Annotated in this window: 24 protein-coding genes; 8 read left to right on the top strand and 16 right to left on the bottom strand. The window is 62.4% G+C overall.

The window, feature by feature from the left end; genetic code table 11:
• Nucleotides 1–17 precede the first annotated feature (17 nt).
• Nucleotides 18–485 carry a hypothetical protein gene (locus B9A31_RS12935; RefSeq protein ID WP_019096558.1) on the bottom strand — a complete coding sequence of 156 codons (468 nt, stop codon included), beginning with the start codon at nt 483–485 and terminating at the stop codon, nt 18–20.
• A 369-nt stretch (nt 486–854) separates the two neighbouring features.
• Here B9A31_RS12935 and B9A31_RS12930 point away from each other — a divergent pair, with 369 nt between their 5' ends.
• The gene (locus B9A31_RS12930) at nt 855–1478 is read left to right on the top strand and encodes a response regulator transcription factor (protein WP_019096559.1); all 624 of its coding nucleotides are present in this window, start codon (nt 855–857) and stop codon (nt 1476–1478) included.
• Between the two features lie 56 nt (nt 1479–1534).
• On the opposite strand, the gene B9A31_RS27310 is transcribed toward B9A31_RS12930, so the two are convergent.
• The 7 genes from B9A31_RS27310 to metG form a co-directional block, all read right to left on the bottom strand.
• On the bottom strand, nt 1535–1711 hold the full coding sequence (locus B9A31_RS27310; RefSeq protein WP_019096560.1) for a PA3496 family putative envelope integrity protein: 177 nt from the start codon (nt 1709–1711) through the stop codon (nt 1535–1537).
• Between the two features lie 104 nt (nt 1712–1815).
• Entirely contained in the window at nt 1816–2454 is a 639-nt protein-coding gene (gene nth / locus B9A31_RS12925) for an endonuclease III (RefSeq protein WP_009684568.1), read from the bottom strand.
• Nucleotides 2455–2458: 4 nt separating this feature from the next.
• Nucleotides 2459–2983, bottom strand: a complete 525-nt coding sequence (locus tag B9A31_RS12920) for an Rnf-Nqr domain containing protein (RefSeq protein WP_019096561.1) — start codon at nt 2981–2983, stop codon at nt 2459–2461.
• Complete coding sequence (locus B9A31_RS12915) at nt 2976–3578, bottom strand: RnfABCDGE type electron transport complex subunit G (protein ID WP_016713753.1); 603 nt, start codon at nt 3576–3578, stop codon at nt 2976–2978. The genes B9A31_RS12920 and B9A31_RS12915 overlap by 8 nt, the downstream gene beginning before the upstream one ends.
• Complete coding sequence (locus tag B9A31_RS12910) at nt 3575–4549, bottom strand: RnfABCDGE type electron transport complex subunit D (RefSeq protein ID WP_025754567.1); 975 nt, start codon at nt 4547–4549, stop codon at nt 3575–3577. Before B9A31_RS12910 ends, B9A31_RS12915 begins: the two co-directional genes overlap by 4 nt.
• Complete coding sequence (locus B9A31_RS12905; protein ID WP_025754566.1) at nt 4546–5094, bottom strand: Rnf-Nqr domain containing protein; 549 nt, start codon at nt 5092–5094, stop codon at nt 4546–4548. Before B9A31_RS12905 ends, B9A31_RS12910 begins: the two co-directional genes overlap by 4 nt.
• 89 nt (nt 5095–5183) lie before the next feature.
• Entirely contained in the window at nt 5184–7223 is a 2040-nt protein-coding gene (gene metG / locus B9A31_RS12900; RefSeq protein WP_019096564.1) for a methionine--tRNA ligase, read from the bottom strand.
• A 159-nt stretch (nt 7224–7382) separates the two neighbouring features.
• Here metG and apbC point away from each other — a divergent pair, with 159 nt between their 5' ends.
• The gene (gene apbC / locus B9A31_RS12895) at nt 7383–8477 is read left to right on the top strand and encodes an iron-sulfur cluster carrier protein ApbC (protein ID WP_016713757.1); all 1095 of its coding nucleotides are present in this window, start codon (nt 7383–7385) and stop codon (nt 8475–8477) included.
• A gap of 121 nt (nt 8478–8598) precedes the next feature.
• Here the strand turns inward: apbC and B9A31_RS12890 are convergent, their stop codons facing one another.
• Nucleotides 8599–8808 carry a cold-shock protein gene (locus B9A31_RS12890; RefSeq protein ID WP_003254922.1) on the bottom strand — a complete coding sequence of 70 codons (210 nt, stop codon included), beginning with the start codon at nt 8806–8808 and terminating at the stop codon, nt 8599–8601.
• Nucleotides 8809–9136: 328 nt separating this feature from the next.
• Between B9A31_RS12890 and dcd the strand changes: the two genes are divergently transcribed.
• Together dcd and B9A31_RS12880 are read left to right on the top strand one after the other, a co-directional pair.
• On the top strand, nt 9137–9703 hold the full coding sequence (gene dcd / locus B9A31_RS12885; RefSeq protein WP_003258001.1) for a dCTP deaminase: 567 nt from the start codon (nt 9137–9139) through the stop codon (nt 9701–9703).
• Nucleotides 9704–9797: 94 nt separating this feature from the next.
• Nucleotides 9798–10025, top strand: a complete 228-nt coding sequence (locus tag B9A31_RS12880; protein WP_016713758.1) for a hypothetical protein — start codon at nt 9798–9800, stop codon at nt 10023–10025.
• Nucleotides 10026–10031: 6 nt separating this feature from the next.
• Here B9A31_RS12880 and pdeM read toward each other — a convergent pair whose 3' ends face one another.
• The 7 genes from pdeM to B9A31_RS12845 all read right to left on the bottom strand — a co-directional run bounded on the left by pdeM (nt 10032) and on the right by B9A31_RS12845 (nt 21079).
• Nucleotides 10032–10682: a ligase-associated DNA damage response endonuclease PdeM gene (gene pdeM, locus B9A31_RS12875; RefSeq protein ID WP_025754565.1), complete on the bottom strand. Its 651-nt coding sequence runs from the start codon at nt 10680–10682 to the stop codon at nt 10032–10034.
• Nucleotides 10679–13126 (bottom strand): ligase-associated DNA damage response DEXH box helicase, encoded by a 2448-nt coding sequence (locus tag B9A31_RS12870; RefSeq protein WP_027609172.1) that lies wholly within the window; start codon nt 13124–13126, stop codon nt 10679–10681. The genes pdeM and B9A31_RS12870 overlap by 4 nt, the downstream gene beginning before the upstream one ends.
• A gap of 67 nt (nt 13127–13193) precedes the next feature.
• Nucleotides 13194–14309, bottom strand: coding sequence for a succinylglutamate desuccinylase/aspartoacylase family protein (locus B9A31_RS12865; RefSeq protein WP_019096567.1), 1116 nt, complete (start codon nt 14307–14309; stop codon nt 13194–13196).
• Between the two features lie 99 nt (nt 14310–14408).
• Nucleotides 14409–16067 (bottom strand): ATP-dependent DNA ligase, encoded by a 1659-nt coding sequence (locus tag B9A31_RS12860; protein WP_027609174.1) that lies wholly within the window; start codon nt 16065–16067, stop codon nt 14409–14411.
• Nucleotides 16064–17080, bottom strand: coding sequence for a ligase-associated DNA damage response exonuclease (locus tag B9A31_RS12855; RefSeq protein WP_025754562.1), 1017 nt, complete (start codon nt 17078–17080; stop codon nt 16064–16066). The genes B9A31_RS12860 and B9A31_RS12855 overlap by 4 nt, the downstream gene beginning before the upstream one ends.
• A 107-nt stretch (nt 17081–17187) precedes the next feature.
• A complete protein-coding gene (locus B9A31_RS12850) occupies nt 17188–19635 on the bottom strand; it encodes a penicillin acylase family protein (RefSeq protein ID WP_084297044.1) in 2448 nt (815 codons plus the stop codon).
• 103 nt (nt 19636–19738) lie between these two features.
• Nucleotides 19739–21079 (bottom strand): aminotransferase-like domain-containing protein, encoded by a 1341-nt coding sequence (locus B9A31_RS12845; RefSeq protein ID WP_025754560.1) that lies wholly within the window; start codon nt 21077–21079, stop codon nt 19739–19741.
• Nucleotides 21080–21250: 171 nt separating this feature from the next.
• Between B9A31_RS12845 and B9A31_RS12840 the strand changes: the two genes are divergently transcribed.
• The 4 genes from B9A31_RS12840 to B9A31_RS12825 are packed head-to-tail and all read left to right on the top strand — an operon-like array spanning nt 21251 to nt 24856.
• On the top strand, nt 21251–21964 hold the full coding sequence (locus tag B9A31_RS12840) for a serine O-acetyltransferase (RefSeq protein WP_178092346.1): 714 nt from the start codon (nt 21251–21253) through the stop codon (nt 21962–21964).
• Nucleotides 21961–22749: an alanyl-tRNA editing protein gene (locus B9A31_RS12835; RefSeq protein ID WP_084297043.1), complete on the top strand. Its 789-nt coding sequence runs from the start codon at nt 21961–21963 to the stop codon at nt 22747–22749. Before B9A31_RS12840 ends, B9A31_RS12835 begins: the two co-directional genes overlap by 4 nt.
• A complete protein-coding gene (locus B9A31_RS12830; RefSeq protein ID WP_016713768.1) occupies nt 22746–23957 on the top strand; it encodes an MFS transporter in 1212 nt (403 codons plus the stop codon). Before B9A31_RS12835 ends, B9A31_RS12830 begins: the two co-directional genes overlap by 4 nt.
• Entirely contained in the window at nt 23954–24856 is a 903-nt protein-coding gene (locus tag B9A31_RS12825; RefSeq protein WP_025754558.1) for a pyridoxal-phosphate dependent enzyme, read from the top strand. Before B9A31_RS12830 ends, B9A31_RS12825 begins: the two co-directional genes overlap by 4 nt.
• Nucleotides 24857–24873 lie beyond the last annotated feature (17 nt).

Genomic DNA, 24873 nt, shown 5'->3' with positions numbered 1-24873 from the left:
GCAGAAAGTCAGGGTATTCAACTGTGTTGGCTCAAAATATCGGCCTCGAGTGCACTGATCGACAGCTGCGCACATTGACGTTTGTCCAGGTTGCAAAAGCGCCATATTCGGGGCGGCACGGGCGGTTGGGCAAGTACATGCAGGAGTTGTTGTTCCATCATGCGATAGGCGTCGGGGCCGGAAAACATGAACGTGACAGGCTCGCCTTGCGCCGCCTCAGGGGCATCACTGATGACACTGTTCACAGCTGGCGTTTTGTCGTGTGCCATCTTGCTCGGTGGCGGGCTGTAGAATGACTTGTAATTGAAGTTGAGCGTGAGAAAAAAAAGTGCCGTCAGAAAGAACGGAAAGCCTACCAGGAACCAGGTGTAGAGCTTCTGGCTGGACTCGCTGAGAAAAGGCAGTGTGGCAAGGGCGGAGGCTTCGATAATCCCCGCGAAGATGGCAATGATCGTCAGCGGGGCAACAGGTTGTGCTTGGGTCATGTGGGCCATCTCCAGCGGTTTTGCCCATCATTACCTTACTGCGGTACTCAACTAAAGACTGGATTGTTTTCCAGGTGAGGAATAATCGACATAAAGCCACTCGGCTTAGTTTTTTCAGCGCGTTTGAGTTGGACGTTTCGCCAGCAGATGTTCAGTTTTCAACTGGTGCGTTTTTGCAGGCGGGTGATACCGTTGTTTTGGGACTAAGGAACGCGCTTGTTACAACCTTGGCCATGAAGTGTAGGAAATTTCTGTAAGTGTTGTAAGTTTTGTCTGTCCATGAGTTTCGTCAGTAAATCGCCGCGCCAGCAAGCGTCCTGTCGGTTATCGTGGCGTGCCAAAGCAAAACAATGAATGAATGGATATCGCATGAATAAAGTGCTTATCGTGGATGATCATCCGGTCATACGCCTGGCCGTACGCATGCTGATGGAGCGGCATGGGTATGACGTCGTGGCAGAGACCGATAATGGGGTGGCTGCGCTGCAGCTTACTCGGCAACACCTGCCGGATATCGTGGTGCTGGATATCGGGATCCCGAAACTGGATGGCCTGGAGGTGATCGCCCGCATGACGACGTTCAGCCCGGCTAGCAAGGTGCTGGTGCTGACATCGCAGGCCCCTGGCAACTTCTCGATGCGTTGCATGCAGGCGGGCGCGGCGGGTTACGTGTGCAAGCAGCAGGAACTTACCGAGTTGTTGAGCGCCATCAAGGCGGTGTTGTCGGGTTACAGCTACTTTCCCAATCAGGCCTTGCACGCGTCACGTGGCAGGGGGGCGGGCAGCGAGGTGGACATGGTCAACCGCCTCTCCGCGCGTGAAATGACGGTGCTGCAACAACTGGCGCGAGGGCGTTCGAACAAGGAGATTGCCGACAGCATGTACCTCAGCAACAAGACGGTCAGTACCTACAAGTCGCGGCTGCTGCTCAAGCTCAATGCACGGTCGCTGGTCGACCTGATCGAGTTGGCGCAGCGGCAAGGACTGAACTGACCGCCAAGCCTTGAAGCCTCCAGTCAGGAGGCTTCGCCAAGGCTACAGGTCCGGCTTTACAAGTCGTAGTCGAAATCGGCCAACTGCTTTTGCAGGCGCCGTTCTTCCAGCATGTTATCGATGGTGCGGCGTTTGCTCAGGTTGGTCTTTGCAGGTTCCACATGGGGCTCCGCGTCATCGTCTGCGGCAACAAAATCATCTTCGATCGACAGGTCGTCTTTATCGGTACTCATGAGTCGCTCCAAGCCAAGGGGCCATTGGCCGTCCTTATAACCAGAAAGCAGGCGCCGGTAAAAAAGATTTTTTCAATCGTGGTGACGGGTTTCCAGCTATCGCCTCAATCGTCGGAGGTTTTGTGCTTGTACTCGCACAAATCTTCGATCCTGCAACTGCCGCACCTTGGCTTGCGCGCCTGGCACACGTAGCGCCCGTGCAGGATCAGCCAGTGGTGGGCATCGAGCAGGTAATCTTTTGGCACGAACTTGACCAGTTTCTTTTCCACTTCCAGCACCGTTTTGCCAGGGGCAATACCCGTGCGGTTGCTCACCCGGAAAATGTGGGTGTCCACCGCCATGGTCGGCTGGCGGAACGCTGTGTTGAGCACCACGTTGGCGGTCTTGCGGCCCACGCCGGGCAGCGCCTCCAAGGCTTCGCGGGTTTGTGGCACCTGGCTGCCGTGACGTTCGATCAGCAGCCGGCAGGCCTCTATGACATTCTTGGCCTTGCTGTTGTATAGCCCGATGGTCTTGATGTACTCGCTAAGGCCTTCAACGCCCAAGGCATAGATGGCCTCGGGCGTATTGGCGACGGGGAACAGGCGGGCAGTGGCCTTGTTGACGCCGACGTCGGTGGATTGCGCGGACAGTGTCACGGCGACCAGCAGCTCGAACGGGGTGGTGTAGGCCAGTTCTGTCTTCGGGTCTGGATTGTCTTCGTGCAGCCTGCGAAAAATCTCCAGGCGTTTGGCGGCATTCATGAATTCAGAGCTTTCCTTGACGACGTGGGTGGGCAGGGCCCGGACGCAAGCGATTGTACAAGGCCAGCAGCAGTCCGAGCAGTAGCAGGGCGCCCGGGGCCAGGCTGGCCACGTGCAGGTCGGCAACGTTGGCCAGCCATTGGCGGCTGGCGCCGAGCACCAGGCAGAGGGCAAATACCGCACTGAAATACCTGGCGAGCATGCGCCAGCGGCCTTGATCGGGCAGCAGATGATCGCTGGCCAGGCACTGCAGGCAAAGCAGGGCGGGATAATGGCCCAGGGCAAGTGCCAAAGGCAGCGACCCTGCGCGCAGGGCCATTTGCAGGCAACTGGCCAAGGCTGCCAGCATCAGCAAGCTGGCTAGCACATAGGCCCAGCTGGCCAGGCGCTGGCGCAGCGGCGTCAGCAAAAGCTGATGCAGGCTGCCCATCACTACTGCGCACAGGCCAATGGCGATGCCCTCATGCAGTGTTCGAGTAGCGCCCAGCAGGGGCGTCAGGCTTACGGCCAGCAGGCAGAACCTATTCATGTGCTGCACCCTCCAGCAGTACGCTGCGCTGCTCATCGAAATAGCTCAGCGCCTCTTGCAGCGCGGTGATCACCGCCCGTGAGGTCACGGTCGCGCCGGCCAGTTGGTCAAAGTCACCCTGGTCTCGCTTCAGCGCCCAATGGTCGCCCTGATGGCGGTTGTCGAATTGCCCCAGCCAGTGCAACTGCGGGTCGCCCAGGCGTGCGCCCAGACCGGGGCTTTCCTGTTGCTCCATGACCTGGCTGCCGATCAGGCGGCCGTCTGTGGCGATGGCCACGCTCAGTACGATTGGCCCGGCATAACCTTGAGTTTGAGTGACCAGCACGATCGCGCTTGGTTTGCCCGCCATCGTGGCACGGTAAGCCGCGAGGATGCGGCTGTTGGGCCGCTGCGCCTCGGGCTTCGCGAGCGGGCTGTCCAACGGTTGGTTGTCATAACTGCCCTCGGGCAGCACGGCCAGCCGTTGACGGCTTTGCAGTTGCTTCTCGGCACCGGTGATGGCTGGGCCGGTCAAGTGCCGCCATGCCAGCGTGGCAGACACTGCCAATACCCCAATCAGCACCAGCAAGCTCACATCATGCGTCAGGCGTTTCATCGGGCGGCCTGTTGGGGCTGTGCCGTAAGGCGTTCAAGCGTTGGAGCCATGAGGTTCATCAGCAGGACGGCGAACGCGGTGCCATCCGGGTAGCTGCCCCAGGTGCGAATCAGGTAGATGAGTAGGCCGGCACCCAGGCCGAAGTACAGCCTGGCCCGTTCGTTCCTGGGCCCCGACACCGGCTCGGTGGCGATGAAAAAGGCCGCCAGCATGGTCGAGCCGGAGAACAGGTGCAGCAAGGGCGAGCCGTTGGAGTCCGACCCAGAGCCGTTCCAGCCCAGCAGGCTGAACACGAACAGCCCTGTCAGCAGGCCCAGTGGTGCATGCCAGCTGATCACGTTGCGCTGCAATAGGAACAGGCCGCCGAGCAGGAATGCCAGGTTGACCCATTCGCTGCCGCGCCCGCCGATGTTGCCGAAGCCTGGATGGCTGGCAAACAGCTCCTCGATGGTCAGGCTGCGGTTGTGGCGCAGGCCGTCGAGCAACGTTGGCCGGGCCCAGGCGTCGATCTGTTCGCCTCCGGTGAATACCTGCTGCAAACTGTCGAGCAGGCCTGGGGGGTGCCCCGGCCAATGGTTCATCTGCAACGGGAAGCTCAGCAGCACGAAGGCATAACCGACCATGGCCGGGTTGAACGGGTTGCGTCCGACGCCGCCAAAAGCCTGTTTACCGAAACCGATGGCAACGCTTGCCGCGACCACCGGCAACCACCACGGGGCCAGGGTGGGCAGGGCGGCCGCCAGCAGCACGGCGGTTACCAGTGCGCTGCCGTCGCCTAGCGCTGTGCTCAGCGTTTGGCCGCGCAACGCCAGCAGCACAGCTTCGCACAGCAATGCGGCGGTGGCACTTAGCAACAGGTTCAGCAGCATGCCCCAGCCATGCAACCACAACAACGCCAGCAGTCCAGGCAAACAGGCCAGCAGGACCAGGCCCATACTGGTGCGCAGTCGCGGATCGGGCTGGCTGATCATTGTCCGAACATGCCGTTAAAGCCGGAAAATGCCATGGCCATCACCCCGGCGCCGATCAACTCGAGTGGCAGGCCGCGCAGTGCGCCGGGGATATCGGCATGGGCAATGCGCTGGCGCAAATCGGCGAACAATATCAGAGCCAGCCAGAAGCCGCCGCCCGCCAGTAAACCTTGCAGCAGCGTCGAGGGCCAGGTGCTGTCATCGCCTGCCTGCTGCAGGGCGAGCCCCAGCACTGTGGCATTGCTCGACAGCAGCGCTGGCAACCCGACTACGGGCCAGGCCGGGCGCCACTTGGTCATTAGCCAAGGCAAGCCCCAGGCGAGCAGTGCCAGCCAGGGCAATAACAGGAACAGGGCAAGGTCGGGGATGTGCAGCGGGGCAAGTACCCCCCGCATCAGCAATTGCGCGCCGATCGTGCCCAATGCAATGCACACGGCGCAGGCCAGGCCATGCACATGCAGGTTCAGCCGGGGGATTGGCTGCTGCGACAGGCACAGGTGATTGATCAGCGCGGCGCCGATCAGGACCAGAAGGTAATCGCTCATGAGATGACGATAGCCGGGAATGCGGGTGATTGTCCGGTAATCAAGGCGCAGAAGAAACTGCCCCGGCACGAGGGCCGGGGCAGGGGGTGTTACTTGATGCGCTGGCCTGGCTTGGCGCCGCTGTCCGGGCTCAGCAGGTAGATTTCTTCACCACCGGGGCCGGCAGCCATGACCATGCCCTCGGATACGCCAAAACGCATCTTCCGGGGCTTGAGGTTGGCGACCATCATGGTCAGGCGGCCTTCCAGTTTGGACGGGTCGGGGTAGGCCGACTTGATACCGGAGAACACGTTGCGGCGCTCGTCACCGATGTCCAGGGTGAGTTGCAGCAGTTTGTCGGCACCCGGCACGGCTTCGGCTTTGACGATCAGCGCCACGCGCAGGTCGACGGCAGCGAAGGTGTCGAACTCGATTTCTGCCGACAGCGGGTCCTTGGTCAGTTCGCCGTTGCCGGCCGGGGCCTTGGCTTCGGCGGCCAGCAGGTCTTCCTTGCTGGCGGCGACCATGGCTTCGACCTTGGCGGGTTCGATGCGGCTCATCAGGGCCTTGAACGGGTTCAGTTTATGGTTTTCCAGGCGCGACAGGTGGTCGTTCCAGGCCAGCGGGGCAACGTTGAGGAAAGCCTCGGCGTCTGCTGCCAGCACCGGCAGTACCGGCTTGAGGAAAATCACCAGCTGGCGGAACAGGTTGATGCCCTGAGCACAAATGGCCTGCACTTCATCCTGTTTGCCTTCCTGCTTGGCCAGCGACCACGGTGCCTTGTCGGCGATCCAGGCGTTGGCGCGGTCGGCCAGTGCCATGATTTCACGCATGGCGCGGCCAAAGTCACGGGCTTCATAGGCTTCAGCGATGGACGGAGCGGCAGCCAGGAAGGCGTCGGTCAGCTCAGGCGCGGCATCACCGCTTACCATCACGCCTTCGTTGCCTTTGTGGATGAAGCCGGCGCAGCGGCTGGCAATGTTCACGACCTTGCCCACCAGGTCGGAGTTGACCTTCTGCACGAAGTCTTCCAGGTTCAGGTCCAGGTCGTCGACGCCACGCCCCAGCTTGGCTGCGTAGTAGTAACGCAGGTATTCCGGCTGCAGGTGATCGAGGTAGGTACGGGCCTTGATGAAGGTGCCGCGTGATTTGGACATCTTCGCGCCGTTGACGGTCAGGTAGCCATGCACGTTGACGGCAGTCGGCTTGCGGAAGCCGGCACCTTCGAGCATGGCTGGCCAGAACAGGGCGTGGAAGTTGACGATGTCCTTGCCGATGAAGTGGTACAGCTCGGCCTTGGAGCCTTCGTTCCAGAACGCATCGAAGTCCAGTTCCGGGCGGCGTGCGCAGAGGTTCTTGAAGCTGGCCATGTAGCCGATTGGCGCGTCCAGCCACACGTAGAAGTATTTACCCGGTTCACCCGGGATTTCGAAGCCGAAGTACGGTGCATCGCGGGAGATATCCCACTCCTGCAAGCCGGAATCCAGCCATTCGGCCAGTTTGTTGGCTACCGCGTCCTGCAGGGTGCCGCTGCGGGTCCACTGCTGCAGCATGGCCTGGAAGTCTGGCAGCTTGAAGAAGAAGTGCTGGGAGTCACGCAGCACCGGGGTAGCGCCGGAGATCGCCGACTTGGGGTTCTTCAGCTCGGTAGGCGCGTAGGTGGCACCGCATTTTTCGCAGTTGTCGCCGTACTGGTCTTCCGCTGCGCACTTGGGGCAGGTGCCCTTGATGAAGCGGTCGGCCAGGAACATGCCCTTTTCCGGGTCGAAGTACTGGGTTACCGAACGGGTAGCGATGTGCCCGGCTTCACGCAGGCGCGTGTAGATCAGGCCCGACAGCTCGCGGTTCTCTTCGCTGTGGGTAGAGTGGAAGTTGTCGAAATCCACCAGGAAGTCGGCGAAGTCGCTGCTGTGCTCGGCCTGGACGTTGGCGATCAGTTGCTCCGGGGTGATGCCTTCCTTTTCGGCGCGCAGCATGATGGCCGAGCCGTGGGCGTCGTCGGCGCAGACATAGATGCACTGGTTGCCACGCATTTTCTGGAAGCGGACCCACATGTCTGTCTGGATGTACTCGAGCATATGGCCTAGATGGATGGAACCATTGGCGTAGGGCAGGGCGCTGGTGACGAGAATCTGACGTGGCTCGGACATGGTGGCTCGGCTACTTATCTGGCGACGGGGTAAAAATTAAGGGTGATCGGCCACTATAAAGGGCTGGCGAAGATATTTCACCCCGCATGCGCATCTACTGACGATTGACGGGTTAGGATAGGCGCCTGTTTTACATTCAGTTTGCCAATGGGAGTCTCCATGAGTGCCGTCACCCGTGCCGCCGTCGAAGGCGTGCTTCGCCAGTACACCGACCCCTACCTGAACCAGGATCCGGTCAGCGCCGGTTGCGTGCGCGCCATCGACATCCAGGGCGGGCAGGTCAGCGTGCAATTGCAGCTGGGCTATGCCGCCGGTTTGTTCAAGAACGGTTGGGCCCAGGTGTTGCAGACGGCCATCGGCAACCTTGAGGGCGTCAGCAGCGCCCAGGTATCGATCGACTGCGTGGTCGCCGCTCACAAGGCCCAGGCCCAGGTGCCGGCCATGGCCAACGTCAAGAACATCATTGCCGTGGCCTCGGGCAAGGGCGGTGTGGGCAAGTCGACCACTGCGGCCAACCTGGCGCTGGCGCTCGCCCGCGAAGGCGCACGGGTGGGTATTCTCGATGCCGATATCTACGGCCCTAGCCAAGGCGTGATGTTCGGTATTGCCGAAGGCACCCGCCCGCAGATTCGCGAGCAGAAGTGGTTCGTGCCGATCAAGGCCCATGGCGTGGAGGTCATGTCGATGGCCTTCCTCACCGACGACAACACACCGATGGTCTGGCGCGGCCCGATGGTTTCCGGTGCGCTGCTGCAACTGGTCACCCAGACCGCCTGGGATGACCTGGACTACCTGGTGATCGACATGCCGCCGGGTACTGGCGACATTCAGCTGACCTTGGCGCAGAAAGTGCCGGTGGCGGGCTCGGTGATCGTCACCACGCCGCAGGACCTGGCGTTGCTGGATGCCAAGAAGGGTGTGGAGATGTTCCGCAAGGTCAATATCCCGGTGCTGGGTGTGGTCGAGAACATGGCCGTGCATATCTGTTCGAATTGCGGCCATGCCGAGCATCTGTTCGGCGAAGGCGGTGGTGAGAAGCTGGCCAGCCAGTATGGCGTTGACCTGCTGGCGTCGTTGCCATTGTCGATGTTGATCCGCGAGCAGGCCGACAGCGGCAAGCCGACGGCGATAGCCGAGCCTGAAAGCCAGATTGCCATGGTCTATCAGGAACTGGCCCGCCAGGTAGGCGCGCGGATTGTGCTGCAAGAGGCGGCGGCGCCGGCGATGCCGAGCATTACCATCAGCGAAGACTGACCGCAGACCAAGTCACCTGCTTCGCGGGATTGCCCGCGAACAGGCGACTCGGTCTTTCAGGGAGGCATAAAAAAACCCGCCAGAAGGCGGGTTTTTTTGAAAGCCAGGAAGCTAGATCGACTTAGGCGATCTGAACTTCTTCAGCCTGCATGCCTTTCTGGCCGCGGGTAGCGACGAAAGTAACAGCCTGGCCTTCTTTCAGGGTTTTGAAGCCGTCAGCTTGGATGGCTTTGAAGTGCACGAACAGGTCGTCGCCCGACTGAGGGGTGATGAAGCCGTAGCCTTTCTCATCGTTGAACCACTTAACAACACCGGATTGACGGTTGGACATTTTTCTGTCTCCTTGGACAATTTGATAACGGTCAGGAAAAACCCTGCCCGGGACTGAGCGCAAAGAGAGCAGAAAATTCAGCGATGGGCCGATCAGGATCGTGCATCAAACTAGAGATTCTCGGTGTCACGTGCAGCACAGTGGCGCCACCTTACCCCACTTTCCGCAACCTGCCAATGGTCAGAAGGCGCTTTACGCAAATTCGGATCGACGGCGGCTCCAGCCCCCGCCCGGCGCGGGATGAGGCATAGAACTTTAACCTGGGCGCCGGGACCGGTAAGATGCGCGTCACGATTTTCACCACGCAACTCTTCAGGACACCCCCGCCATGAGCATCAAATCGGACAAGTGGATTCGCCGCATGGCGCAGGAACACGGCATGATCGAACCGTTCGTCGAGCGCCAGGTGCGCGGCGAACAAGACAGCCGGGTGATCTCCTTTGGCGTCTCCAGCTATGGCTACGACGTACGCTGCGCTGACGAATTCAAGGTGTTCACCAACATCAACTCGGCTACCGTCGACCCGAAAAACTTCGATGCCGGCAGCTTCGTCGACATCAAGAGCGACGTGTGCATCATCCCGCCAAACTCTTTCGCCTTGGCGCGCACCGTCGAATACTTCCGCATTCCGCGTGACGTGCTGACCATCTGCCTGGGCAAGAGCACCTACGCTCGGTGCGGTATCATCGTCAACGTCACCCCGCTGGAACCCGAGTGGGAAGGCCACGTGACGCTGGAGTTCTCCAACACCACCACGCTGCCGGCGAAGATCTACGCCAACGAAGGCGTGGCGCAGATGCTGTTCTTGCAGTCTGACGAAGAGTGCGAAGTGTCCTACAAGGACCGTGGCGGCAAATACCAGGGCCAGCGCGGCGTCACCCTGCCGCGCACCTGAGCCGACAAGCGCGGGGAATTACCCGCGCCTTTGGCACTCCAACGATGTAATGCCGGTGCGCATGATGCGCATCGGCTTTCGTCAGGAGCAGCCAATGAAACTCCATCCCGCAATCAGTGCCAAGCTGGCAGGCCTGCAGCCCAACCACGTGGGGTTGTTGCCCTGGTCATTGCTGGCGCATCCGCTGCCCATGCAGGCGGGGGGCGTGCCCCATCAGCCTGACCCCGATACCCCGCAGCCACCAGAGCCTGGCGAGAGGCCACCCATGGAGCCGGGCGAGCCGACCTTACCGGATGAGCCGCCGCCAGCACCTGTCGCCTGAACGCCGTTACAGCGGCCAGACCCGTCCTGCGCCAGCCAGGTATACCCGGCTGGTGCTGGATGGCGCGATCTTCCAGCCGCCGGTGAACTCACCGAAAGCCGGCAGCAGGCTGACGTGAGCGTCGATCAGGAAGCATGGCAGTCGCAGGCGCTGGCGAGCCGTGCCGCGCAGCACAAAAACCGGGTGCACATGGCCGGCCAGCACTGGGTAAGCCGGGTGAGGCGTTGGGTCGTGTTGTAGCGCGAAAGGTTCCAGTATCCAAGGCTCATCCTTGACTTCAATGCGAAGCGATGCAGGTGGATCGCCGGCGTTGCGATCATGATTGCCGCGTATCAGCACAATATTCATCTGCGCGTGGCGCTGCCGCCACGCATGCAGCCTGGCCAGCGTTGCAGGCGCCCGGGCAGTGCGTGCATGGAGGAAATCCCCGAGAACGATCAGCTGGTCGCAGTCATGGGCTGCCAGCAAGGCATCCAGCCGGGCGAGCGTCGCGTCTGTGGTACCACGCGGTACAGGTTGGTGCAGGGCACGATAGCTGGCAGCCTTGCCGATGTGTACGTCGGCCACCAGCAATGCTCGGCGCCTGGGCCAATAGATGGCCTTGTCGGCAAGCAGCCAGAGCACCTGGCCTGCGTGTTCGATGGGCTGGACATTCATGCCTTACCTGCCGCTTGTTCCAGTTCTGCAACCATTCGCGCAATCCGGTCTGCAAGCTTCTCGGTGCTCAGCGTCTCGCGCATGCCCTCTACCAGTAAAGCGAACGCCAGCGGTCCCGGTCGCTTCAATACCTGCAGGTCCAGCTTCAGGCTGGCCATTTTCAGCAATTGCCGACGCAGCCGCTCGATCTCCAGCTCCTCGCCCAGCACTTCGTCCCGTGCCTGGCCGAGTAGCAGGTTACCGGCGTCATGCTTGCGAAACACCTCATAGAACAGCCCGCTGGATGCCTGTATCTGTCGAGTGCTCTTCTGTGCCGCCGGGTAGCCGCCAAACACCAGCCCGGCAATCTGGGCAATTTCGCGAAAACGCCGCAGTGCCATTTCACCTGCATTCAGGCTGGCCAGCACATCTTCCAGCAAGTGCTCGGTACCCAGCGCCTTTGGCAGGTGCGTTGTCCAGTCCACCGGCGCAGGGCTGAGCAGTTCGAACCCGTAGTCGTTGACGGCAATCGATACCGACAGCGGTTGTACGCGGCTGACCCGCCAGGCAATCAGGTTGGCCAGGCCCAGGTTGGCCAGGCGCCCGGCAAAGGGGTACAAGAACACGTGCCAGCCCTGGCGCGACTTGAAGGTCTCGGCCAGCAGCGTGCCGGTGGTTGGCAACGCCGACCACTGTGCCTGCAACGCCAGCAGCGGGCGCACGGTTCGCATCTCCGGGCCGTCAAAGCGGCCATGGGCCGCAGAATCGAGTTGCTCGACCAACGCGTCGGCCAGTTCGCTCGATAGCGGCATGCGCCCACCGTTCCAGCGTGCCACCGCAGCCTTGCGCGCGGTGCTGCGGCGCACATAGGCGGTCATGTTTTCCACGCGTACCAGTTCCAGCACCCGCCCGGCAAACACTAGCGTGTCGCCGGGACGCAGGCGGGCGATGAACGCTTCTTCGACACTGCCCAGCGTCTTGCCCCCGCCGCCCTTGCTCCAGTATTTCAGTTGCAGGTTGGCGTCGCTGACGATGGTGCCGATGCTCATGCGGTGGCGCCGTGCCAGGCGTTCGCTGGCAACCCGGTAAACGCCGTCGGGCCTGGGCTCGACGCGCTGGTAATCCGGGTAGGCGGAAAGTGAACTGCCACCGTGGCAGACGAAGTCCAGCGCCCACTGCCACTGGCTGTCGCGCAACGCGCGGAAGGCCCAGGTGCTGCGAACTTCGGCCAGTAGCTGCTTGGGTCGAAAACCACTGCCCAAGGCCATGCTGACCAGGTGCTGCACCAGCACGTCCATGCACAGTTGCGGCGAGTAGCGGGCTTCGATGTGCCCGGCTATCAGTGCCTGTCGGGCTGCAGCTGCCTCCACCAGTTCCAGGCTGTGGGTAGGCACCAGGGTGATCCGCGAGCGCCGCCCCGGTGCGTGCCCGGAGCGCCCGGCGCGTTGCATCAGGCGGGCGATGCCTTTGGCCGAGCCGATTTGCAACACCCGTTCCACGGGTAGAAAGTCCACGCCAAGGTCAAGGCTGGACGTGCAGATCACCGCTTTCAGGCTGCCCTGTTTGAGGCTACGTTCCACCCAGTCGCGGGTATCGCGGGCCAGCGAGGCATGATGCAGGGCAATCAGTCCGGCCCAGTCAGGGCGGGCTTCAAGCAGGGCCTGGTACCAGAGCTCGGCCTGGGCACGCGTGTTGGTGAACACCAGGCAACTGGCACTGGCCTCGATTTCCTGGCTGACCTGGTTGAGCATCTTCAGGCCCATGTGCCCGGCCCAAGGGAAGCGTTCGATCGCTGTTGGCAGCAGGGTATCGACTTGCAGCGCCTTGTCCTGTCGGCCCTGTACCAGCAGGCCGCCTTGCGGCAGCAGAACGTCCAGCGCATGTTGCAGGTTGCCCAGGGTGGCGGAGAGGCCCCAGGTCGGCAGGCCTGGATGCCAGTGGCGCAGGTGGGCCAGGGCCAGCTGCAGTTGTACCCCACGCTTGTTACCCAGCAGTTCGTGCCATTCATCCACCACTACGAGCCGCAGGGTGGCGAAATCTTCGCGGGCCTGTGCGCGCGTCAGCAGCAGCGTCAGGCTCTCGGGTGTGGTGACCAGCACACTTGGCAGGCGCCGAGCTTGTCGGGCTCGTTCTGCGCTGCCTGTGTCACCGCTGCGTACCCCAACGCTCCACGGCAGCGCCAGTTCATCCACGGGCACCTGCAGGGCGCGTGCGGTGTCGGCGGCCAAGGCACGCATGGGCGTCACCCACACCACCTGCAATGGCACCGATTGGCTGCCTTGGGGCTGGGTCTTGAACGCACGAAGCGCGGCGAGCCACACGGCGTAGGTCTTGCCGGCCCCGGTACTGGCGTGCAGCAGGCCGGACTCGCCGCGCGCCACAGCTGCCCAAACGCGGCGCTGGAAAGCGAATGGCTTCCAGCCACGCCTGGCAAACCAGGCATTGGCGAGGTCGGTGGCGGGCATGAGGCAAGTGGTCCTTTGAAGGCTGTGCTTCTACAGACCGCCCGCCACGTGCAATGGTTTTACCGAATCAGTTGCCCAGCAGGTAGCCACTGCGACATACCTGCTCGCCAGCAACATGAGCGATGACCATGCCAGAAGTGGCCATGCGCCTTACGCTGCGGGCATACAGCAGGCCCGGTTGGCTGTTGCGCACTGCCGTTACCCGGTCACTGAGCGGGTCGATGACTTCGGCAATCAAGTGCCCAGCTTCCAGGTGCTGTCCGGGTATGGCGTGATACACCAGCAACCCGCCCAGCGGCGTCACTACCGGTTCCACTGCAGCCAGCGGCGTGGCCGGGCTGGGCAAGGGCGGCAGGGCAGGGCTGGCGCCTTCGATAACGCCTGCGTGGGTAAGGAAGTCGAGTATCGCCTGGCAGTCTTTGCTGGCCAGGTCATGGCTGACATCGGCCTGGCCGCGCAGTTCGACAGTTACCGAGCAGCAGCCCAGCGGGATCGGGAAGCGCTTGCCGAAGCGTTGCTGCAACTGCCACCAGACCAGGCTGAAACATTCGTCGAACGACTGCCCGCCCGAGTCGGTGGCCAGCAGGCTGGCCTGGGCGCCCAGGTAGCGGGCCAGCGGCTCGATGTGTGGCCAGGCATCGGGTGTGGTGTACAGGTGTTCAACGGCTTCGAAGTCGCAGTGCAGGTCCAGCACCATGTCGGCATCGCAGGCCAGGCGCTGCAGGATCAGGCGCTGGGCTTGCAGCGGTGTGCGGGCCGGGTGCGCGTCCAGCCCACGCCGCAGGTATTCGCGGATCAGCTCGACGTTGTGCGCCGGGTTCTGGGTCAGGTGCTCTTCGATCTGATCGCCGATGCTGTCCGACAGGTCGACGAAGTTGCGGTTGAAGTTCTCGCCACTTTGCAGTTCGAAGCGCCCCAGCGGCGCATCCAGCAGCACTTGCTCCAGGCCGACCGGGTTGGCCACCGGCACCAGTATGATCTCGCGCTGCAGGCGGCCTTGTTCTTCCAGCGCTATCAGGCGGCGCTTGAGGTGCCATGCCACCAGCATGCCGGGCAGTTCGTCGGCATGCAGGGAGGCCTGGATATAGACTTTGCCGCCACTGCGAGGGCCGAAGTGGAAGCTGTGCAACTGGCGGGTGATGCCCGGAACGGGAGAGAGCAGGTCGTGGGTTGAATGGTGCATGGTGGTCCTGGATGCGTGGCGAATACGGTCTGCGACACAGGTCGGCACACTGATAGAAGCATAGTTTTCAGCGTTGCGCCTCAATGGGGGCGCGACCTTTCAGGCCAGCAGTGCCTGCAAGGAGGCCAGGTCATCCGCCTCTTCCACCGGCTTGTCCAGCCGCCAGCGCAGCATGCGCGGAAAGCGCACGGCAATACCGCTCTTGTGGCGCCTGGACAAGGCAATGCCTTCGAAGCCCAGTTCGAACACCAGCGTAGGCGTTACGCTGCGTACCGGGCCGAAGGTTTCCACCGTGGTCTTGCGGATAATGGCATCGACCTTGCGCATTTCTTCGTCACTGAGCCCCGAATAGGCCTTGGCAAAGGGTACCAGTGCTCGCCCCGGAGTGCCGGCCGGTGCGTCCCACACGGCGAAGGTGTAGTCGCTGTACAGGCTTGCACGCCGACCGTGGCCGCGTTGGGCATAGATCAGTACGGCATCGACGCTGAACGGGTCGATCTTCCACTTCCACCAGGTACCCATATCCTTGGTGCGCCCCACACCGTAAAGGGCCTCGCGCTGCTTGAGCATCAGGCCCTCGACACCCAGGCTGCGCGACTGTTCGCGCTGGTGGGCAAGGTCGGCCCAGTCCGGACCTGTCAGCAGCGGCGACAGCAGCACGGGGGCAAGCGGGTGCGCATCGACCAAGCGTTCCAGTTGGCTGCGGCGCTCGTGCTGCGGCCGGTTGCGCCAGTCTTCGCCTTGCCACTCCAGCAGGTCGTAGGCCTGCAACACCACCGGTGCGTCGGTCAGCAATTTCTTGCCCAGCGTTTTGCGCCCCAGGCGCTGCTGTAGCAGGGAAAAAGGCTGCACGGCCAGTTCAGCCCCTGTATCACCTGGTTTCCAGACCAGAATCTCGCCGTCGAGCACCACGCCATCGGGTAGCGTCTGCGCCAGGCTGTGCAGTTCGGGGAAGCGCTCGGTCACCAGCTCTTCGCCGCGCGACCACACCCAGAGCTGGCCCTCGCGCTTGACCACCTGGGCGCGAATGCCGTCCCACTTCCACTCGATTTGCCAGTTGCTTGGCGGCCCGAGCAAAGTATCGAACTGGTCGGTAGAGGCTTGTAGCGGGTGGGCCAGGAAGAATGGGTAGGGCTGGCCGCCACGCTGGCGATGCTCATCGGCGGACTCCGGGGCGATCAGCTTCTGGTAGCTGGCTGCGGTAGGGCGATGGCCAATATCGGTGTAACCGACCAGGCGTTGGGCCACGCGCTTGGCGTCCAGCCCGGCCAGTTGCGCCAAGGCGCGGGTGACAAGCAACTTCGATACGCCCACGCGAAAACTGCCGGTGATCAGCTTCAGGCACAGCATCAGGCTGGGGCGATCCAGCTGCGCCCAGAGCGGCTGCAGGCGCTGCTGAACCTGCTCAGGCGGTAGCCCGCGCAGGGGCAGCAAATGCTGCTCCACCCAGGTGGCAAGGCCTTCATCGCTGCCATCGGCGTGTATGGGTAGCAATAGCGAAATGGTTTCGGCCAGGTCACCCACTGCCTGATAGCTTTCTTCGAAGAGCCAGTCTGGCAACCCGGCCTGAGCCGTTGCCTGTGCGCGCAACACACGAGTGGGCACCAGCTGGCGCGGGCGCCCGCCGGCCAGAAAGTACACGGCCCAGGCGGCATCCTCGGCGGGGGCATTGGCGAAATAGTCGCGCAGTGCCTCAAGCTTGGCGTTGCTGGATGTGGTCGCATCCAGGCGCAGGTACAACGTGGCGAAGGCTTTCATGGTGTGGGTTCGGCAGTGACGACGTCGTCTTCGTCGCCGTATTCGGTGACGAAGGCGCGGGCATCGAGGCCTTGTTCGTTGAGGTAGCGCACCAGCACGTTGACCGAGCCGTGCGTGACCATCACCCGTTCGGCGCCGGTCTGGCCAATTGCCCACAGCAGCCCGGGCCAGTCGGCATGGTCCGAGAGGACGAAGCCCCGATCCACACCGCGCCGCCGGCGGGTGCCGCGCAGTAGCATCCAGCCACTGGCGAAGGCATCGCTGTACTCGCCGAAGCGGCGCATCCAGCTACTGCCGCTGGCTGACGGGGGCGCCAGGATCAGCGCTTGGCGCAGCAGTGGGTCGTTGCGCGGTATGTCGCCGGCATAGAGGGTTTTCGGCAGGTGGATACCGGCGTCCCGGTACACCCGGTTGAGCGGCTCGACGGCGCCGTGCACGAGGATCGGGCCGATGCTGGCGTCCAGCCCATGCAAAATCCGCTGGGCCTTGCCGAAGGCATAGCAGAACAGCACGCTGGCCTTGCCCTGTGTGCTGTTGGCCCGCCACCAGGTATTGATGTCGGCGAACACCTCAGCCTGGCTGGGCCAGCGATAAATGGGCAGGCCGAACGTCGATTCGGTGATGAAGGTGTGGCACTGCACGGGTTCGAAGGGCGTACAGGTGCCATCGGGCTCCACCTTGTAGTCACCGGACGCGACCCAGACTTCACCCTGGTACTCCAGGCGCACTTGTGCCGAACCCAGCACGTGCCCGGCCGGGTGCAGGCTCAGGGTCACCCCATGGTGAAGCAGGCGCTCACCGTAGGGCAGGGTCTGCAAATCGATGCCCTGGCCCAACCGGCTACGCAGAATGCCAGCACCGGGGCTGGCGGTCAGATAATGGCCATTGCCGGTCCGTGCATGGTCACCGTGGCCATGGGTGATCACGGCGCGGTCCACGGGCCGCCAAGGGTCGATGTAGAAATCACCGGGTGGGCAGTAGAGGCCTTCGGGGCGGGCGATGACAAGGTCCATGGCGCGGGCGCTGGTTTGGAGTTACCAGTTAGGAGCCATGCAGGAGAAAGGAAGTTCGACTGGAAATGGCTGGGGCTGCAATGCAGCCCCAAAACAGGCGATGCCCGTTATTTGCCAGGCACCAGCGTGAGTCGTTGGTTGCCATACGCCCGCCCGAAGTTCTGTTGCTGCAGCGGCAGGCTCATGAACCGGCCTTTCAACCAGGCATCCAGCCCGTCGCTGTAGTGCGCGCTTGCCGGGTTACCGGACTGGCCGCTGCTGGTCAGCACCTGCAACGGTTCGGCCTGGCCGAAGTCTACGATCATCCGCGCCGAGGCCGGCAGGCGGGTGTCGAAGTCGCTGCCCCAGGCGTATGGCGTCAGGGCGAGGGTGGTGAAGTCGCCACCTGCAGCCAGCGGTGAGCGGCTGATGGCTTCGCCCAGGCCATGGTAGGCCGGTGCTGGCCAGCGGTACTGGTGCAGCTTGCCCCATTGCCAGGCGCGGCGGTCGGCGCCCAGTTGCGCGATCCCGGCGTCCATTGCTCCCGCCAGGCTGCGGGCGAGAATGGCAGGCTTGTCTTCTTTTTGTGGGGTGTTGCGGTCATCCCAGAACGGGCTGTCGTCGCGGCCCAGCAGGTGATCGGCCTGGGCCGAGAACGACAAGCGGGCATTGCTGACGAACGCCTGCCAGGCAGGGCCGGATTCCGGGCCCAGGTCGTCGAGGAAGGTCTGCCGCGTTACCTCCTGCAAGAACAGCTCGTACAGCGCGGCATCCGCTGACACCGGGCTCAGTCGGCCATCGAAGGCCTTGAGCCGGGCCAGTGTGTCGCGGGCCTTGTCGCGTTGTGCGGCAGGCAGGGCGTCGATCGCCTGCTTCAGTGGCTGGGCCATGCCGGGGGCGTCGAACATCTGCTTGAGCTTGTCGGCCAGCAGGGTTACCTGGTCGTTCTGCAGGGCCATCAGGCTGCGGCTGTCGTGGCGGCCATTGCCGGCCAACTGGGCCAGGCGTTCGGCGCGTTCGGGGTAGTACCAGGTGCTGGACAGCTGCATGCCGTAGCCACGCGGCAGGCTGCGCTGGTTGGCGTGGCCGATCCAGCCAGCAGGCGGGTCCTGGTCATACGGGTGCAGCATCGGGTCGGCATAGCCGTCCCAGTCGTAGCGCCCGTCCCAGCCCGGCGAGGGCAGCAGGCCCTGGCCTTCGCGGCGGTTGGGGTAGTGGCCACTGACTTGCCAGCCGATGTGCTCCGGCTCGGCGAAGACAAAGTTGAGGGCCGCGGCGGTCACTTCGCGGGTACTGTCGAAGGCGCGTTCCACGTTCCTGGCCCGGGTCAGGTCGAACAGTGCATCCAGGCTGCGGTCGCCCTTGAACTGCGGCAAGTTCAGCGCCAGGCCCAGGCTGGCGTTGTCTGGCTGGGCCAGCAGGGTGCCGTGGCGGGTGTCATACATCACCTCGCGCAGCGGGCGCTGGCCTCGGACGAAGAACGTTTCGCTACGGGCGCGGGCCGGCAGCCATTTGCCGTCGGCCAGGTAGCTCAGCTGGCTGCCTTGACGACGCAGTTGTTCCAGGAACAGGTCCTGGTTATCGGCCATCACGGCGCTGCTGCTCCAGGCCAGTTTGCCGTTGTAACCGGCCAGCACGATCGGCAAACCCGGCAACGACAGGCCGGCAACCTGGTACTTGCCGGTGTGAATCTGTACCGGGCTCAGGGCCCAGGTAGCGCTGCTGTCGCTGGCCAGCAGGCTCTTGCCGCTGCGGCTGCGGCTGCGCTGCGGGGCCAGGGCCAGGTTGGCCGAGCCCGGGCTGCCGAGCAGGTCAAGGTCGGCCAGTTTCTGGCTGGCGGCCGCCAGCGCTGGCAGGCCCGGCAGCTGGCTGGCCAGGTTCAGGCCCTTGAGCTTGTCCACCTCGCCTTCGGCCAATGGCTCGTCCGGGGCGCCAGGCAGCAGCCAGGCCAGTTTGTCGCTGCCGGCTTTCTGCGCCAGGGTCAGGGCACTCAATTCTTCCTGCAGGTTCACCGATTGGCTGAACGCATACAGGTTGAAGATCAGTGCCGAGTCTTCGGGCTTCCAGTATTCCGGGCGATAGCCACTGCTGGCCAGGCCGGCCGGCAGCTTGTCGCGGTAGCGGAACAGGTAGGCGTTGACCCCGCGTGCGTACACTTCGAAAAAGCGCTTGAGCCGTGGCGATGCGTCGGCGTACTGCTGGGCGGCGCTTTGCTTGAGGTTGGCCGCGCGCATCAAGCGGTCGATGTCCAGCGCTTCGCTGCCGGCCAGTTCGGCCAGACGGCCTTGGGCCAGCAGGCGCATGGCGACCATCTGCTCGATGCGGTCACCGGCATGCACATAGCCCAGGCTGAACAGCGCATCATGGAAGCTGCTGCTTTCGATCAGTGGCGCACCCATGGCATTGCGGCGTACTGAAACATTCTGCGCCAGGCCCTTGAGCGGCTGCACGCCACTGGTCGGTGGCACGCTGTCCTGGTAGCCGCCCGTCTGGCAGCCGGCCAGCCCGAGCATGCCGAGCAGCGTGGCAGCGGTTGCGAACCGCGGGCGGAAGGGAGGAAAGGCGGGGGCGGCCATGACAAGGGCTCCTGCAAGGCGTGGCGGGTTTCGAAAGGCGCTAAGGTAGTAAGCGCGCAGGCGCCATGCAAGGTCCCAGGTCGGTTTATTTGCCAGCGCTGCCTCAAACGTTGAAGTGGTCTGCCAACGTCTCGGAAAAGTGCGTGCAATTGATGCGCGCATAGCGCCGGTAGTCACGGGTGACGGCGAACGCCGAGCCGGGCATCAGCAGGATCTTGTTTTGTTCCAGTTTGCGCACCAGGGGTTGCAGGTCTGGCAGGTCCGGGTGGTAGACCCAGAGGAACATCCCCCCTTGCGGTGCGATTTCAAACTGCCAGCCTCGCTCGATCAGAAGCCGCTGGGTCTGGACCTGCTGCCTGATCAGGCGCTGCTGCACATCATTCATGTGCCGGGCATAGGTGCCATCCGACAATATGGTGTTGACGAAGCGTTCGCAAAACGCCGGGACGGCAACACAGGTCAGCAGTTTCAGGCGTGTCAGCGGTTCGATCAGGTCGTGTGAGCAGGCGATGAAACCCACGCGTAGCGATGCGGACAGGCATTTGGAGAAACTGCCGATGTAGATAACCCGGTCAAGGTTGTCCAGCTCGGCAAAGGTCTGGCGTACGGCCGGGCTGAAGTCGCCATACACATCGTCCTCGACCACGAAGAACTCGTGCTCTACCGCCAGGCGCAGGACACTGAAGGCGTTGTGCGGGCTGATGTTGCTGCCGGTCGGGTTGTGGAAGGTGCTGTTGCAGAAAAATGCCTTGACCTTGTGGCCGGCCAGGTAGGTTTTCATCTCTTCCACGTCTGGCCCGTCCTGGGTTCGCCGTATGCCGACAACGTGCCCGCCCGCCAGCTGGATCAGCTTGATCAGGTTGCCGTTACCCGGCTCGTCGACGAAAACGTGGTCGCCTGGCTTGATCAGCAGCCGCGCAACCAGGTCAAGGCCTTGTGTGGCGCCCAGCGTGGTCAGCAACTGGTTGGGGCGGACATCGACACGGGTCAGCCGTTTCATGTGCACGCACAGCTGTTTGCGCATGGGCAGGTAGCCCTGGATGTCGCCGTATTCGGCCAGCGAGCTTTGCTCCAGCCGCGCCGTGCGGCGAATGGCCTTGGCCAGCAGTTCGGTGTCACGCCAGGCGGGGGGGAGCCAGCCGCTGCCCAGCTTGGTGTAGTGCTGGCCGCCTTGCAGCAGCTTGAAAAGCGGGTCGCCCGCCATGCATTCGGGCTCGTGGATCACACTGGTTTGCCGTGACCGGGTCGCGACGAAGTAGCCCCTGCCCGGCGAAGCGGTCAACACACCTTCGCTGACCAGCTGGGCGTAGGCCGAAACAACGTCGTGGTAGCTGAAGTCGACTGCAGCTGTCAGTTTGCGGATGGAGGGCATGCGCTGCCCGGGCAGCCACTCCCCTGCATCCAGGCGTTGTCTTAACTGGTGATGAAGGCTGCGAGTGTTCATGGCAGGTCTCAAACCGTTAGAAAAAAAAGCCTAACAGTTAACGGAAATGCTTGTCGACTGTTCGTTTTCAACTGGCCAGTACATGCCACTATTCCCTGGTCGGAAGTGTTGGTTGCCCGCAAAGGCAGCACCTTAAGCGTCTGTTCAACCAGACAACTGGATATTGAGCCCATGCACTCTATGGATATGCAATCAGCCGTCATTGCCAGGCTACCTGTGCCTGATGAACCGGAAACTTTCAAGGTTGTAAGGAACCTTGTTACATCGGCGCTATTGGAGTGTTGTTCAGTTGATGAATTCGAAGCGTTTAAAGAAACTTCGGTTATTCAGTGTGTCACCGAACAAGCCCATGCCGATTTGCAGGCCTTTGCCCTGAAAGATCCGGCAGCTGGCCGCGACCTGGTATTCATTGCAAGAACGTACACCTCTTATTCTGCCGTTCTGCATTATCGGCTCGCCCATTGGATCTACAACAATACCGCTGCTGCCTATGGTGCCGGCGGTCAATGCCTGGCGGCCATGATCTCCAGGCGCGGCAAAATGCTCTCCGGCGCGGAAATCCACTTCCGCAGCCGTATTGGCGCACGCTTCATCATCGATCACGGCATGGGCACCGTCATAGGCGAAACCACGACCATTGGTGACGATTGCTACGTGCTGGGCGGCGTCACCCTTGGCGCCCGCGGTATCAGCGGCAACCCTTCAAGCCCCAGGCACCCGACCTTGGGCAACCGGGTACAAATCGGCGCGTTCGCCAGTGTGCTGGGCGCTATCCACGTCGGTGACGGCGCATTTATCGGGCCGGGCTGCATTATTACCAAAGATGTTCCAGCGGCTGCCCGGGTACAGGTTAAAACATCATTGCAGGTGGTACTGGAACCATGAACACTCTGAACTATGAAGTGTTACGCAATACCGAAAAGCTGTATTACAAAGACCAGTATCTGGCCGGCGTTGATACGCAAGTAACACGCGTGCACAGTGATGGCATTGAATTGCAGAGTACCGTGGCTTACCCGGAGGGCGGCGGCCAGGAAGCAGACTTAGGCACCATTGAATTACCGGTGGGAACTGTGCGCTTTGTCTGGGTGAAAAAACTGTATGGCAGCCCGATTCGCCTAGAAGGTTTCAAAGGTGGAAAACTGGGCGGCATCATTATTCACAGCCTGCACCCTGATGACCTGCACCTGCTGGATGACGTCACGCCAGGCATGCCGGCTCGCATCACCATCGATATTGAACGGCGCGAACGGCTGACGCTGTCTCACAGTGCCAGTCACTTTCTGTATGCCGCTGCGATCGGGCTGCGTGAAGAGCTGCAGCAATGGACCATCGGCTGCCACATCAAAGAGGATTCGGCACGTTTCGACTTCCTGGTCGAGGACGCTTTCACGGCCGAAGAGGTGGTTGAAATAGAACGGCGGGCCAACGAACTGATCGGCTTCGATGCACCCATCGAGCACTACGCGGTCGAGGGCCTGGAAGACGCACGTTTGTGGACCTACAACGGCATCGAAATTCCGTGCGGTGGCACACACCTCGATTCACCGGGGCGTATAGGGCGCCTGAGCGTCAGGCGCAAACGCCTGGGCAAAGGTAAGGAACGGCTGATCTGCGCGTTTCCCGATGCCGAAATCGACCTGTCCACCTACCACGTGCACGCACTATGAACAGCACGTTACCGCGGCGCACGTACCTGTATTTCACCGCACAGTCGATCAACCTGACCACAGCGGTCATGTCCGTGACCATGGCCGCCATTGTCGGCGCGGCGCTGGCGCCTGATGCCGCGTGGTCCACGGTGCCGTACGGGTTTCAGTTTCTGAGCCTGATGCTGGCAACCTACCCGGTCTCCAGGCTGATGAGCCGCATCGGCCGCAAGAAGGCCTTCATGCTGGGCGCAATTCCGTTGGCATTGTCGGGTGTCAGCGGCTTTCTGGCGGTGGAGCACCAGCATTTTGCAACGCTGGTACTTAGCCATTCTGCGTTGGGTGTGTATATCGCCTTCGCCAACTTCAACCGCTTCGCGGCCACCGACAATCTGTCTCAGGCCCTGAAACCCAAAGCCCTTTCGCTGGTTGTGGCGGGGGGCGTCATCGCCGCGGTGGTCGGGCCGACGCTTACCGAGTGGCTGCGTGATGTGGGCGGCTATCCACTGTTTTCGCTGTGTTATGCCGCGTTTGTCGGCCTGGCGCTGCTGTCACTGCTGATTGCCCTTTGCCTGCCAGACGATGGCGGTGTGACCAGCACGGTCAACAGCGCCGCCCAGTCGGCCCGCCCACGCACCGAGCCGTTAAGCCCGAGTGTGGTGGTGGCAATGGGCGTTGCTGCACTGAGCTACGGGATCATGAACCTGCTGATGATCCAGGCCTCGATGCACATGAAACACATGCACGAGGACTTCTCGGACGTACGCCTGGCGATCCAGTGGCATGTGATTGCCATGTTTGCCCCGTCGTTCTTCACCGGTGCGATCATCCAGCGGTTGGGTATCAGGACCACCATTTGCGCGGGCCTGGCCCTGCTGATCGGCTGCTCGGCCCTGAATATCTGGTCGCACAGCTACGCCATGATGACCTTGGCACTGATTGCCCTCGGGCTGGGTTGGAACCTGACGTATGTAGGCGGCGGCGCCTTGCTGGCCCAGTCGCTGCAGAACAGCCCGGCAGCGATGCAGATGCAGGGCAAGAACGACCTGGCCATTGCCATCTTCGCCACCCTCGGCGCGTTCAGCCCTTCGCTGTTGCTGAGCACGGTCGGCTGGGATGGCACCAACGCCATCTGCATGGCCCTGTGCATCGGGCTGCTGGTTGCCACTGCCGGCCTGCTGCAGAACAAGACCTGCCTGCATACTTCAATGGAAGGTAGCCGCAAATGAGCGAGCTCATCAGTGTCAGCGATCGCATCTATACCAAGCTGGAAATGAACAACCCTGGGGGAAGCCACAAATACCGAGCGGCCCGGCGCATCGTCGAGCATGCCGTACGCAATGGCGACATCATTCCCGGTGTGACAACCGTCATCGAGAAAACCGGTGGCAGTTTCGGCTTCGGCTTGCTGGCGGCCTGTCACAAGTACCAGGTCGCCGTGGAGCTGGCGGTCGGGCTGAGCTTCAGCCAGACCAAGCGGGATTTGCTCGAGTGTTTCGGTGCGCGGCTGATCGGCAAGGAAATGTTGATGGCCGGTGCCACCCCCAAGGATGTGGTCATGCACCACCTGGATAACCAGGCCGCGTTGGGCAAGTCATACTTCTATACCGACCAGTTCAACAACCCGATGGGTATCGACGCCCATCGTTACCAGACGGCCAGCGAGCTGGCCGTGCAACTGACCAACGCCGGGGCAGGGCGGGATGTCCTGTTTGTTGGCTGTGCGGGTACGGGGGCAAGCTTCACGGGCATTACGCTGGGGCTGAAGGATCACGGTTTCGAGGTGTCGACGGTGTTGGTCGACCCCAGCGGGTGCGACTCAAGGGCGGGTGTGTTTGCCGACCACCGCTTCGAAGGCATGGCAGTGGGGGTTTGCCCGCCTTTCATGGACTGGTCGCTGGTGGACGAGCGGGCCCAGGTGCAACACGCAGAGATGCTGGCTGCGCAGCGCTGGTTCTACATGCAAAGTGGCATTTTCGTGGGCAATACCGCTGCCGCCTGCCTGGCCGTTGCTCAGCGCATGGCCCAGCACCCGCGGTATGCCGGGACCACTGTGGTGACCATCGCCTATGACGCCGGCCTGTGGTACCAGGACCTGCTGGGGGCGACACGGCGCAAGGCCGCCTAGGCCAAGGCCCTCAGCAG

This window comes from Pseudomonas sp. URIL14HWK12:I5 (genome assembly GCF_900176445.1).
In the GTDB taxonomy this organism is placed as follows: Bacteria; Pseudomonadota; Gammaproteobacteria; order Pseudomonadales; family Pseudomonadaceae; genus Aquipseudomonas; species Aquipseudomonas monteilii.
Note: the sequence above shows the minus strand (reverse complement) of the source record. Positions and strands in the feature narration are given on the sequence as shown.

Excerpts from the sequence above, each read along its gene's own strand:
- B9A31_RS12935 (WP_019096558.1), bottom strand. The coding sequence starts at position 485 with ATGACCCAAGCACAACCTGTTGCCCCGCTGACGATCATTGCCATCTTC.
- B9A31_RS12930 (WP_019096559.1), top strand. The coding sequence starts at position 855 with ATGAATAAAGTGCTTATCGTGGATGATCATCCGGTCATACGCCTGGCC.
- B9A31_RS27310 (WP_019096560.1), bottom strand. The coding sequence starts at position 1,711 with ATGAGTACCGATAAAGACGACCTGTCGATCGAAGATGATTTTGTTGCC.
- nth (WP_009684568.1), bottom strand. The coding sequence starts at position 2,454 with ATGAATGCCGCCAAACGCCTGGAGATTTTTCGCAGGCTGCACGAAGAC.
- B9A31_RS12920 (WP_019096561.1), bottom strand. The coding sequence starts at position 2,983 with ATGAATAGGTTCTGCCTGCTGGCCGTAAGCCTGACGCCCCTGCTGGGC.
- B9A31_RS12915 (WP_016713753.1), bottom strand. The coding sequence starts at position 3,578 with ATGAAACGCCTGACGCATGATGTGAGCTTGCTGGTGCTGATTGGGGTA.
- B9A31_RS12910 (WP_025754567.1), bottom strand. The coding sequence starts at position 4,549 with ATGATCAGCCAGCCCGATCCGCGACTGCGCACCAGTATGGGCCTGGTC.
- B9A31_RS12905 (WP_025754566.1), bottom strand. The coding sequence starts at position 5,094 with ATGAGCGATTACCTTCTGGTCCTGATCGGCGCCGCGCTGATCAATCAC.
- metG (WP_019096564.1), bottom strand. The coding sequence starts at position 7,223 with ATGTCCGAGCCACGTCAGATTCTCGTCACCAGCGCCCTGCCCTACGCC.
- apbC (WP_016713757.1), top strand. The coding sequence starts at position 7,383 with ATGAGTGCCGTCACCCGTGCCGCCGTCGAAGGCGTGCTTCGCCAGTAC.
- B9A31_RS12890 (WP_003254922.1), bottom strand. The coding sequence starts at position 8,808 with ATGTCCAACCGTCAATCCGGTGTTGTTAAGTGGTTCAACGATGAGAAA.
- dcd (WP_003258001.1), top strand. The coding sequence starts at position 9,137 with ATGAGCATCAAATCGGACAAGTGGATTCGCCGCATGGCGCAGGAACAC.
- B9A31_RS12880 (WP_016713758.1), top strand. The coding sequence starts at position 9,798 with ATGAAACTCCATCCCGCAATCAGTGCCAAGCTGGCAGGCCTGCAGCCC.
- pdeM (WP_025754565.1), bottom strand. The coding sequence starts at position 10,682 with ATGAATGTCCAGCCCATCGAACACGCAGGCCAGGTGCTCTGGCTGCTT.
- B9A31_RS12870 (WP_027609172.1), bottom strand. The coding sequence starts at position 13,126 with ATGCCCGCCACCGACCTCGCCAATGCCTGGTTTGCCAGGCGTGGCTGG.
- B9A31_RS12865 (WP_019096567.1), bottom strand. The coding sequence starts at position 14,309 with ATGCACCATTCAACCCACGACCTGCTCTCTCCCGTTCCGGGCATCACC.
- B9A31_RS12860 (WP_027609174.1), bottom strand. The coding sequence starts at position 16,067 with ATGAAAGCCTTCGCCACGTTGTACCTGCGCCTGGATGCGACCACATCC.
- B9A31_RS12855 (WP_025754562.1), bottom strand. The coding sequence starts at position 17,080 with ATGGACCTTGTCATCGCCCGCCCCGAAGGCCTCTACTGCCCACCCGGT.
- B9A31_RS12850 (WP_084297044.1), bottom strand. The coding sequence starts at position 19,635 with ATGGCCGCCCCCGCCTTTCCTCCCTTCCGCCCGCGGTTCGCAACCGCT.
- B9A31_RS12845 (WP_025754560.1), bottom strand. The coding sequence starts at position 21,079 with ATGAACACTCGCAGCCTTCATCACCAGTTAAGACAACGCCTGGATGCA.
- B9A31_RS12840 (WP_178092346.1), top strand. The coding sequence starts at position 21,251 with ATGCACTCTATGGATATGCAATCAGCCGTCATTGCCAGGCTACCTGTG.
- B9A31_RS12835 (WP_084297043.1), top strand. The coding sequence starts at position 21,961 with ATGAACACTCTGAACTATGAAGTGTTACGCAATACCGAAAAGCTGTAT.
- B9A31_RS12830 (WP_016713768.1), top strand. The coding sequence starts at position 22,746 with ATGAACAGCACGTTACCGCGGCGCACGTACCTGTATTTCACCGCACAG.
- B9A31_RS12825 (WP_025754558.1), top strand. The coding sequence starts at position 23,954 with ATGAGCGAGCTCATCAGTGTCAGCGATCGCATCTATACCAAGCTGGAA.